Here is a 4,123-nt window from a genome sequence, read left to right as displayed (position 1 = left end):
CCTTGAGCCCGGCAATGCCCCGGGCCTTCTCCCGTTCCAGGGCCGCCTCAGGGAAGGTAGGCTGCTGGATCAGGGTTGCCAGCAGGCTCACCGCACCATCCCGTTCAGGCGGACTGCTGAGCGTCCGCAGGGACACGGAAGCCCGGTCCATGTCGGCACTGCCGCTGACCTGGGCCCCCAGGTCGGCCACCCGGTTGGCGATGGCCTCCTCGTCCAGGCTGCCGGCACCCGCATCCAGCAGCCCCCGGGTCAGCCCGGCCAGCCCGGCCTTGCCCGGCGGCACCTCGCTGCCCGCCGCGCGGAAATCCACCTGGACATCCACGATGGGCAAGGCCCGGCTTTCCACAAGAAAGACCTTCGCCCCATTGGCGGTGGTCCAGTGCTGGATGTTCACGCCGGCCTGGGCCGACAGGCTCGCCAGGGTCAGCGCCAGGGCAAGCCCGAGACGTGTGGTATGGGAAATCATCTATGCACCTCGAAGGGGATGGGATCAGTGGCGATGGGGCTGGGCGGCCCTGGCCCGGGCCTGGGGATCCACCGGGAGGGGATCGAGCTGCGCCACGGTCAGGGTTTCATCCCGCAGATACTTACGGGCGACAGCCTGAACCTGCGCGGGGGTGACCGCCCGGATCCGTTCCAGCATCAGCGCATCATCCTTCCAGGACAGACCGACCATCTCGGCCATCCCGATCTCCATCGCCTGCCCCATCAGGGAATCCCGCTTGTACACCTGCCCCGCCACGGCCTGGGTCTTGACCCGGCGCAGTTCATCCTCGGAAACCCCCTCCTCCTGAATCCGGCGCACTTCAGCCTTCAGGGCGGCCTCCACCTCCGCCGGCGACCGGCCCGCAGCGGGTGCGCCATCGAGATAGAAGAGGGACTCTCCACGGGCAGTGCCGTCGTAGCCCGCTCCCGCCGTCACGGCCACCTTGCTGCCACGCACGATGTTTTTCGCCAGGCGCGCACCGTCGTACCCGTCGAGCACGGCCGCCAGCACCTGGAGGGCGTAATAGTCGCTGTCGGCCCTCACCTCCCGCAGGGTGGGCACGCGCCAGGCCAGGGCCAGGTAAGGCAGCTCGGCAGGCGCCTTGACCACGGCGCGGCGCGGACCGCTCTGCTCCGGCTCGGCCAGGGGCTTGCGCACCGGCAGGGGCCTGGCCTTGAGGCGGCCATAGGTGGCGGAGGCCTCCCGGAAGACGGCCTTGTGGTCCACGTCACCCACCACCACCAGGGTCGCGTTGTTGGGGGCATACCAGCGCTGGTACCACTCCCGGGCATCCTGGGCGGTCATGTTGTCCAGGTCGTTCATCCAGCCGATGATCGGGCGGCGATAGGGATGCGCCTGGAAGGCACTGGCCATCAACTGCTCGATGACCAGGGAGCGGGGCTTGTCGTCGGTGCGCAGGCGGCGCTCCTCCTTGACCACCTCGATCTCCTTCCTGAAACCCTCCTCAGTAACTTGCAGGTTGACCATCCGGTCAGCCTCCAGGGCCATCATCCGGGGCAAGGCCTCCCGGGGCACCTGCTGGAAATAGGCCGTGTAATCATGGCTGGTGAAGGCATTGTCGCGGCCACCAGCCGCCGCCACCCGTTTGTTGAACTCGCCCGGCCCGACCTTCCGGGTCCCCTTGAACATCATGTGTTCGAGGAGATGAGCAACACCGGAGGTGCCATCCACCTCATCCATGGCGCCGGCCTTGTACCAGACCATGTGTACAACCGACGGCGCACGACGGTCCTCCTTGACGATCAGCTTCATCCCGTTGGGGAGGACCGCCTCAAAGGGGTTGGCCCAGGCCGGAACGGCCAGAGTAAAACCCAGGGCCAGGGCTGTGCTGACAGCCCGCAAACTGCGATTCATCATAGGCTCTTGAAGCATCTGGTAAAATTCGGGGTTGGTGGCTACCGGCAAGCATGCGGCGCGGCATCATAGCGGCATTCCGACAGCCGGGCCAACCGGGCATGGCGGTGCATTGTGCGCCCCTCCCGACCCGATCGACCCACACTCTGACCCGCCACCCCATGTTTGGTTTCCTGAAGAAAGCCCTCAAGAAGGGCGACCCGGCGGCGCCGGACACGCCAGCCCCCGAGGCGCCCGCTGCACCGGCCGCAGTCGAGCCCGCTCCGGCGCACGCCCCCGTCGCTGCCCCCCTTTCCACTCCTGCCCCGGCCCCCACCCCGGCGCCGGCGTCCCAGGCAGCCCCCGCCCCTACCCCCGAACCCGGGAAGAAACGCTCCTGGATGGACCGTCTGCGCGCCGGCCTGTCCCGTACCCGGGAGCAGATCGGGGGCGGCCTGGGCGGGCTGACCAGCCTGTTCTCCCGGCGCAAGATCGACGAGGAGCTGCTCGAAGAACTCGAAACCACCCTGCTGATGGCCGACTGCGGCGTAGAGGCCACCCAGCACCTGATCAAGGAGCTGCGCCTGCGCTGGAAGCGCGACAAGCTGGAAACGGCAGACCAGCTCCAGAGCACCCTGGCTGAAGGCCTGCAGGCGATCCTCACGCCGCTGGAAAAGCCCCTCGAAGTCAGCACGCACACGCCCTACATCATCATGATTGCGGGCATCAACGGTTCCGGCAAGACCACCTCCATCGGCAAGCTGGCAAAGCATTTCCAGAACCAGGGCAAGAGCGTGCTGCTGGCCGCGGGCGACACCTTCCGTGCAGCCGCCCGCGAGCAGCTAATGACCTGGGGGGAGCGTAACGGTGTGGCGGTGATCGCCCAGGAGTCCGGAGACCCTGCAGCGGTGGTCTTCGACGCCATCAGTGCCGCACGGGCCCGCAACATCGACATCGTGCTCGCCGACACCGCCGGCCGCCTGCCCACCCAGCTCCACCTGATGGAAGAGATTGCCAAGGTCCGCCGGGTGATCCAGAAGGCAGAGCCCTCCGGCCCTCACGAGGTGCTGCTGGTGCTGGATGCCAACATCGGCCAGAACGCCATCCAGCAGGTCAAGGCCTTCGACGCCGCCATCGGCGTGACTGGCCTGGTGCTCACCAAACTCGACGGCACCGCCAAGGGGGGTGTCGTGGCAGCCATCGCACGCCAGTGTCCCAAGCCCCTGCGTTTCATCGGCGTGGGCGAGCAGATCGACGACCTGCAGGTCTTCCGGGCAAAGGAATTTGTGGACGCCCTGTTCACGCCGCTTGCCGGCCAGGACAAGAGCGCGGGCTGAGCGGCCGGTTTCCCGCGTGCCCTTGAAATCCGCCGGGCCTCCAGGGCCGCAGCGGATTTTTGCGGGTCCGGGGGCGTAACTCAGCCCGCCAGCAGCCGGTCCAGATCGGCGACGATCCGCTCCGCCGCCCGGCCGTCCCACAGGGCCGGACGACGGCCCTGCTTGCCCTGGCCAGCCAGCACCCTGGCCGCTTCCTCCAGGATACGGGCCGGATCAGTCCCGACCAGCACGTTGCTGCCCTCGTCGAGGGTCACCGGGCGTTCGGTGTTCTCGCGCAGGGTCAGGCAGGGAATGCCCAGCGCCGTGGTTTCTTCCTGCAATCCACCGCTGTCGGTGAGGATCAGCGAGGCGTCTTTCCACAGGTTGAGAAACTCCATGTAGGACTGGGGCTTGGTCAGCACCACATTGGGGCCCAGGTCGAGGCCGAACTTCTCCAGATTGCCGCGGGTGCGCGGGTGCACCGGAAAAATCAGCGGCAGCTCGGCCGCAATCTGCTTGAGGGCCCCGGCAATCCCCCGCAGGTTGGCCTCGTCATCCACATTGGACGGACGGTGCAGGGTGACGACCCCGTACTTCGGGTAGTGGGCCTTGATGGCCTCGGTGGCCATGCCGCTCTTGTCGGCGGCATCGAGCTTGTCACGCTGGAACAACAGGTTGTCCACCATCACGTGGCCGACGTTGAACACCACGTCCTTGCACTTGCCCTCGCGCAGCAGGTTGGCCACCCCCGCCGGCTCGGTGCAGAAGAACCAGTCCGAAATGCTGTCGGTGACCAGCCGGTTGATTTCCTCCGGCATCCGCATGTCGCCGCTGCGCAGGCCCGCCTCCACATGGGCCACCGGAATGTCGAGCTTCTTGGCATCGATGGAGCAGGCCAGGGTGGAATTCACATCGCCCACCACCAGCACGCAGTCGGGCCGGGCCTTCTGGCAGATCTCCTCGAAGG

At 67.2% G+C, this 4,123-nt stretch carries 3 protein-coding genes and 1 pseudogene; 1 reads left to right on the top strand and 3 read right to left on the bottom strand.

All coding sequences use genetic code 11. The features are described 5' to 3' along the window. Positions 1-466: pseudogene (locus PHD22_RS16600) on the bottom strand (insulinase family protein); the annotation flags it as partial. Positions 467-490: 24 nt separating this feature from the next. Further along, positions 491-1,861 (bottom strand): pitrilysin family protein, encoded by a 1,371-nt coding sequence (locus PHD22_RS16595; protein WP_299869469.1) that lies wholly within the window; start codon positions 1,859-1,861, stop codon positions 491-493. A 161-nt stretch (positions 1,862-2,022) separates the two neighbouring features. Between PHD22_RS16595 and ftsY the strand changes: the two genes are divergently transcribed. Continuing rightward, positions 2,023-3,177, top strand: coding sequence for a signal recognition particle-docking protein FtsY (ftsY, locus tag PHD22_RS16590; RefSeq protein WP_299869466.1), 1,155 nt, complete (start codon positions 2,023-2,025; stop codon positions 3,175-3,177). Between the two features lie 80 nt (positions 3,178-3,257). Here the strand turns inward: ftsY and wecB are convergent. Continuing rightward, on the bottom strand, positions 3,258-4,123 hold an 866-nt coding region (gene wecB / locus PHD22_RS16585), incomplete at its 5' end, for a UDP-N-acetylglucosamine 2-epimerase (non-hydrolyzing) (RefSeq protein WP_299869462.1).

This window comes from Zoogloea sp. (genome assembly GCF_028693495.1).
Taxonomy (GTDB): domain Bacteria; phylum Pseudomonadota; class Gammaproteobacteria; order Burkholderiales; family Rhodocyclaceae; genus Zoogloea.
This window is presented reverse-complemented; position numbering and strand designations above follow the sequence as displayed.